The organism is uncultured Roseovarius sp. (genome assembly GCF_947259555.1).
In the GTDB taxonomy this organism is placed as follows: domain Bacteria; phylum Pseudomonadota; class Alphaproteobacteria; order Rhodobacterales; family Rhodobacteraceae; genus Roseovarius.
This window is the reverse complement of sequence record NZ_CAMYMD010000106.1, coordinates 84,776-91,186: the sequence shown is the minus strand read 5'-3', so window position 1 is coordinate 91,186 and position 6,411 is coordinate 84,776. Positions and strand designations below refer to the sequence as shown.

General features: G+C 63.6%; 7 protein-coding genes. All 7 read right to left on the bottom strand.

Translation table 11 applies throughout. The features are described 5' to 3' along the window. Positions 1-119 (bottom strand): formate--tetrahydrofolate ligase (locus tag Q0X85_RS19055; protein WP_297767964.1); only part of this gene is annotated, 119 nt, incomplete at its 3' end. Positions 120-268: 149 nt separating this feature from the next. Continuing rightward, a complete protein-coding gene (locus Q0X85_RS19050) occupies positions 269-874 on the bottom strand; it encodes an MOSC domain-containing protein (protein WP_297774658.1) in 606 nt (201 codons plus the stop codon). Between the two features lie 65 nt (positions 875-939). After that, positions 940-1,725, bottom strand: a complete 786-nt coding sequence (locus tag Q0X85_RS19045) for a methyltransferase domain-containing protein (RefSeq protein ID WP_297774656.1) — start codon at positions 1,723-1,725, stop codon at positions 940-942. Continuing rightward, the gene (gene ftsH, locus Q0X85_RS19040) at positions 1,722-3,644 is read right to left on the bottom strand and encodes an ATP-dependent zinc metalloprotease FtsH (protein ID WP_297774655.1); all 1,923 of its coding nucleotides are present in this window, start codon (positions 3,642-3,644) and stop codon (positions 1,722-1,724) included. Before ftsH ends, Q0X85_RS19045 begins: the two co-directional genes overlap by 4 nt. Before the next feature lie 79 nt (positions 3,645-3,723). Beyond that, a complete protein-coding gene (tilS, locus tag Q0X85_RS19035) occupies positions 3,724-4,983 on the bottom strand; it encodes a tRNA lysidine(34) synthetase TilS (RefSeq protein WP_297774653.1) in 1,260 nt (419 codons plus the stop codon). After that, the gene (gene ybgF / locus Q0X85_RS19030) at positions 4,980-5,828 is read right to left on the bottom strand and encodes a tol-pal system protein YbgF (RefSeq protein WP_297774652.1); all 849 of its coding nucleotides are present in this window, start codon (positions 5,826-5,828) and stop codon (positions 4,980-4,982) included. Before ybgF ends, tilS begins: the two co-directional genes overlap by 4 nt. Positions 5,829-5,850: 22 nt before the next feature. After that, positions 5,851-6,363 carry a peptidoglycan-associated lipoprotein Pal gene (gene pal / locus Q0X85_RS19025; protein WP_297774651.1) on the bottom strand — a complete coding sequence of 171 codons (513 nt, stop codon included), beginning with the start codon at positions 6,361-6,363 and terminating at the stop codon, positions 5,851-5,853. Positions 6,364-6,411 lie beyond the last annotated feature (48 nt).

The window sequence follows — 6,411 nt, the reverse complement described above, 5'->3', positions numbered from 1 at the left end:
GCCTTGTCATGCCCGTAAGGCAGAAGATCGTCGCTCGATATCCCGAGCTTCGCCCCGATCTCCTGAATCGGACGCTTCCGCGCCTCACGCGCAATCTCAATGTCACTCTTGTAGCTCATGATCGGTCCTTGTGCTGCCCGTCAGGGCGGTTGGTTCGACTTCGGCTATAACGTTTCGGCAGCCGCCCTCAGCATGCGAATCCGACACATCCAGACCTCGTTGCGGCGGGCTGTCGCAGGTCGGTTTCGCATCGGAAACCGTATGCGCCTCAGAGCAGGGCGCCTCGCGCTTGCGCAAGTTCGGACCAGACCGGTTGATCAGGAATGTGCAGGCGCATCACGTCTCCAAGCGCCATCCGGCCTGTTCGTTCGACCCATGCGGTGATGCCGCGCCGTCCCTGAGCCGCGCGCTTGAAACGGGCACCAAAGCCCGGCGCGTGGTCTTCGATCACGCGGGCGGGCAACTGGCATGGGCGATTTTCCATGTCGACGACCAAAGTCACACCATCCGGCCCCTGTAGCCGCGACGAGGGCGGCAGATGTGTGAGATCGGGCAAACCCTCAAGAACAATCGACGCTCCGACCCATGCCGGATTGATACGGTCTACGCCCATGGTCTCGGCGATCGCTCTCAAGTCTTCTGCCGACAGGATCGAGAATTGACGAACATTGCGAATTTCGGTGTCACGCGGATGTTGTGACAGTACCCGGCTGCACGAGGGCCGGGTCAAGCCGGCATGCTCTTCGCCCGCGATGCCTGCAAAGGTCACGTCAACCGCATCGAGAGCCTCGGCTGCGAGCGTAGCCTTGCGGTTTGTCACCCGGCCCAGCCACGTGATCCGCCCTTCGTACTGCGTCGGAATCAAAGCTGGCATCTGGGCATATCTCTTTCTCTGTTGAAGCTTGGTTCCTGCGGCCTGTGCATCCACCTCGAGCCGCCTTAGACGGTGAGGGTGAAAAACATACGGCGGAACGGGAAGAGCACGGTGCCGTCGGCGCGCACCGGATAGGCCGTGTGCATCACTTCTTCGTAGCGGCGGATGAGATCGGCCTTTTCATCCGGGTCCAGCGCCGCAAGCACCGGGCGGGCGTAGGTGCTCTCTGTGTAGCGCCGCACCGGATGGCTGCCCGATTCTGCTGTCAGGCGCTGGTAATAGTCGGTCTCCCACAGACGAAACTGACCCATCGGAGCCAATAATTCCTCGTATTTCACGGGGGACATGACACCGGGCGTGCCCATCTTTTCGACGCGTCCCGCAAACAGTTCTTCCGCCAGCGAAAGCCACACGCGATGCGACGGTGCCTTGTTTTGATGCGGCATCTGCACCGCAAGCGTCGCCCCCTTGGCCAGCATCCGGACGAGCCGCGGCATCAGGACCTCGTGACCACCCACCCAATGCAGCGCCGCGTTGGAATAGATGAGACCCGGCGCGCGGCGCGGGTGCCAATCGGCAATGTCGCCTTGTTGCAGCGCGTCATAACCGCCAGAGATACGCGCCTTGTCGAGCATGGCGGGGCTGCTGTCGACACCGACAAGCGTGCGGTTACCCGAGCGAGCCCGCAGCGCCTCGGCCATGGAGCCGTTGCCACAACCCAGATCGACGACATCCCCCGCGCCCATCTGCCCGACCGCATTCAAGAGGTCGAGCGCGGGTCTCAGACGCTGGTCCCGAAATCGCGCATAGGCTCCGGGGTTCCAGTCCTGTTTGGCGTGTGTCGGGCTCACGTCGAGGGCTCTGGCTCCAGCCCGCCGTCTCCGCCATCTGGCGAGGATTTCGGCTTGGTCTTGGGAATGGCCGTGACCGAGGGTTTTGCCGCCTCGGCGGCCCCCCCGTCGCCGTCGCCCGCCTCGGGCGGCTCGCCCCGGATGACGCGGTTGATCTCTTCGCCGGTCAGGGTCTCGTATTCCAGAAGACCCTGCGCCAGCCGCTCCCATTCGTCGTGGCGATCTTCGAGGATTGTCTTGGCTTCCTGATAGGCTCCGTCGATCATGCGCTTGACCTCGTCCTCGATCAGCTCCTTGGTATGGGCCGAGATCGAAAAGCCACCGGCACCGTTGCCCATGTAGCCCTCATGCGCCTGCTCGTAATCGACATTGCCCACCTTGTCGGACATGCCCCAACGCATCACCATCGCGCGCGCCAGCCCGCTGGCCTGCTGAATGTCGCCCGCCGGGCCGTTCGAGACGTTCTGCTCGCCGTATTTGAGGATCTCGGCGGCCTTGCCGGCCATGGTCATGGTCAGCTTTTGCTCGCATTCGGCCTTGTGCCAATTCAGCCGGTCGATCTCGGGCAGGCTGACCACCATGCCCAACGCACCGCCGCGCGGAATGATCGTGGCCTTGTAGACCGGATCGCATTTTGGCAGGGCAAGACCCACAACCGCATGCCCGGCCTCGTGATAGGCGGTCTTTTCCTTCTGGTCGTCGGTCAGCACCATCGAGCGGCGCTCGGCCCCCATCATAACCTTGTCCTTGGCGTTCTCGAAATCGACCATGGTGACGAAACGGCGCCCCACCCGTGCGGCCATCAGCGCGGCCTCATTGACGAGGTTGGCCAGATCCGCACCCGAGAAGCCCGGCGTGCCACGCGCGATCAGGCGCAGGTCAACATCGGGGCCAAGCGGCGTCTTGCGAGCGTGCACATTGAGGATCTTGTCGCGCCCCTTGATGTCGGGGTTGGGCACGGTGACCTGACGGTCAAAGCGGCCGGGACGCAGCAGCGCCGGATCTAGCACGTCCTTGCGGTTGGTGGCGGCGATGATGATCACACCCTCGTTGCTCTCGAAACCGTCCATCTCGACAAGCAGCTGGTTGAGCGTCTGCTCGCGCTCGTCATTGCCGCCGCCATAGCCCGCGCCACGGTGGCGGCCCACGGCGTCAATCTCGTCAATGAAAACAATGCAGGGCGCATTTTTCTTGGCCTGCTCGAACATGTCGCGCACACGGGACGCGCCAACACCCACGAACATCTCCACGAAGTCAGAGCCCGAAATGGTGAAGAACGGCACACCCGCCTCGCCCGCGATCGCCCGCGCCAGCAGCGTTTTGCCGGTGCCCGGCGGGCCCACCAGAAGCGCACCCTTGGGGATCTGACCGCCAAGACGGCTGTATTTCTGCGGGTTGCGCAGGAATTCGACAATCTCTTCCAGCTCTTCCTTGGCCTCGTCGATGCCAGCCACGTCGTCAAAGGTCACGCGCCCCTGCTTTTCGGTGAGCATCTTGGCCTTGGATTTGCCAAAGCCCATGGCCCCGCCCTTGCCACCACCCTGCATGCGGTTCATGAAATAGATCCACACGCCGATCAGCAGCAGGAACGGCAGCAGGGACACGATGAAGGTTTGAAAGCCGGATTGCTCCTGGCTCTCGGCCTTGACCGGGATTCCGGCATCGATCAGACGTTGCGTGATCTCTGCATCCTCGGGCTTGACCGTTGCGTAATCCTGCCCGTCAGAGCCGCGATAGCGCACGGTTTCGCCATCGAGCGTGACCTGGCTCACCGAGCCGTCATCGACCGCCTCGACAAATTCGGAATATGACACCGAACGGCTCTGAAGTGTGTTGCCCGAGCCACTGAACAGGTTGAACAGCGCGAGGATCAACAGGAACAGCACCAGCCAAAAGGCGATATTTCTTGCGTTACCCAAGGATTCTCTCCCAAAATTCTGATCCCGGTGCGTCTAGCACGGGGCATGTAGATCATAAATAGAGATCACAGCCCTATCTTCAATGAGATAATAGCATGGCGAGCAGTTTGTCCCGGTCGCGATCGAGTTTGAGCGTCCAGCCGTTGGTCCAACCCATCAGCGGGGCGGCGACCAGTGTGCTCCCCTTCCATAGACCGGGGGTGGCCAGGGCCGAGGCGTGCGGCAGGCCACTGCCACGCCAGTCGGGGCACCGGGCCAAGCCCTCTGGGCCGAGCGCCGCGATCTCGATATCGCCGGTGATGTCGGGGCCATCGGCCCTCCAGCGGCCATCCCAAAGCGCGTGGGCCGGTGCCCGCAGCGCCTTGACCGCGTCAAATTCGCGCGTCAGGCGAAGGCGGCCATGCTGCGCAGGCAACAAAAGGCAGCCCTGCAGCGTCATCGCCTGCCCGGCACGTGCCGCCACAAGAAGATTTGTGAGAGCTTGACCCCGCGGGACGTAATCTGCACCGCTGAGCCAGCGCAGAGCCGCCTGCAAAACGCGTCGCGCCACGTCGTCGGGCACGGCGTTGAACCCGTCGTGGTGCAGCAGCAGATCGCCTGCCTCTATGTCACCCAGATCGCGCAGGGCCGCATGAGCCGCGTGGTAGAGCGCCGTTCGCGCCTCTGCGAGGGTCTGCGCGACGGTCGAGAGCTTGTCGGCATCAAGGCCAAGCGGCGCAAGCGCCGCAAGCGCGGCCCTTGCGCGCGGGCGCTCATATGCAGTGTCGGCATTGGTCGGATCGTCGGTCCACGTCTGGCCGCGCGCCCGCAGATACTCTTGCAGCGTGGCGCGTCCAAGGCCGAGCATCGGCCGATGAAAGGTCACCCGGCCATCCGTCCAACGAGCACGCATCGCGGACAGCCCATCCAGCCCAGCGCCGCGCGCCAGCCTCATCAGAAATGTCTCGGCCTGATCGTCGCGGGTGTGGCCGATTGCGACATCGCGCACTCCATTTGCCTCGGCCCAGTCCGCAATGAGGCGGTACCGCGCCCGCCGTGCGTGGTCGGGCAGATTGCCCTTGCCGTCCCACCCCCGCCAATGCAGCGTGACGTGCGCGATGCCCAACTGGCCGCAAATACGTTCCACCTGCATCGCTTCCGCAGCCGCGTCGGGGCGCAATCCATGATCGACCGTCACCGCATGCAAAACGGGTCCGCCCGAACGCTGCCATTCCTGCAAAAGAAAAAGCAGCGCCAGTGAATCGCTGCCTCCGGACACAGCCACACCGAGCCGTTCGGGCGGATCGTCGTTGAAATGCCCCGCGACGCGCGCCGCCAGCGCCGCATCGGGCCCTGTCACGAACAGCCCAGGCGGCTCATCTCGGACTGCGCCGCATCGACAGCCGCTGCGTCGGGATAGCGTGCCGCCACTTGGCCCAGTGTCACACAGGCTTCCTCGCTTTGACCAAGACGCCCGAGCGCGCGGCCCAGTCGAAACAGCGCCTCAGGCGCTTCGGCCCCATCGGGCGCCGTGCTGAAACTTTCGAGATATGCCCGCGCCGCAGCACTTTGCTGGCCTGCCTCTTCAAGAGCCTCGCCGCGCAACAGCCCGGCGCGACCGGCCAGCGGGCTGCCGGGATAGGCCGAGAGAAACTCGGCAAAGCCTTCCGCCGCCTGCACATGATTTCCTGCCGCAAGCGCCGCCTCGGCACGCTCGAAATCGTCACGCTCGCCGACAGCCATTTGTGGGTCATCGCTCTCTGTCCCGGACGCGGGCGCCGTAGGCGAAGGTTCCGCCGCAGCAGCGCCACCCGTCACAGGCTCTGCGCCGCCAAGCGTATCCCCGGGCTCAAGGTTGGCGATATCACAGCCCTCTTCGAGCTCGCAAATGCGAAACTCGAGATCGCCAACGCGATTGGTGCCGTCTTCGACCACACGATCAATGCGAAATTCGAGCTGTTCTGTCTTGGCGGTCAGACGTTGCACCTGGCTTTCGATGGCATTGACGCGATCGAGCAAAGGCCCACCGCCGGACATCTCACCCACCCCCCCCGTCGTGCTCAGCTCTCGCTTGAGCCTTTGCAACTCGACAAACACGACCGACAATTCCTGGCGGATATCGGCAAGGGTCTCGGCGGATTGCGCCGTTGCCCCGAAAGGCACCGCAAACACCCCGAAAGCAAGCACTATCGCGAAACGGCGCATGACCTTCTCTCCCTTGATCGGCTCAGCTTGTGGGACCGGCCGCGAGCACGGTCACCGCGCGGCGGTTCTTGGCATAGCAGGCCTCATTGCTGCAAATCTCGATAGGCCGCTCCTTGCCATAGCTCACCACACGCAGACGATCCGCGGCGACGCCCCGACTGATCAGGTATTCCTGCACCGAATTGGCGCGGCGCGCGCCAAGTGCGAGGTTGTATTCCCGCGTGCCCTGCTCATCGGCATGGCCCTCGATGATCGCAGTGAAATCCCGGTTGGTCATCAACCACTCGGCCTGGCCATCGAGCGTGGTTTGCGCCTGTGTGCCAAGGTTGGACTGGTCGACCGCAAAGAGCACGCGATCACCAACCGCCTGCTGGAAATAGGCCGCCGAGGCCGGATCCGAGGCCGCGCCGGTCAGCCCGCTGGCCGCGCCACTGTCGAGCCCCGCACCTGTGGCATCATCGAACCGGTCCGGGTTTGTACAGGCGGCCAGTGCCAGCCCTGCGAATAGAAGGAATGTCTTGCTCAGATAGGTCATTTCAGCCCCGTTTGTTATATGCCTTGGTGTTTGATACCACAGCCCGCG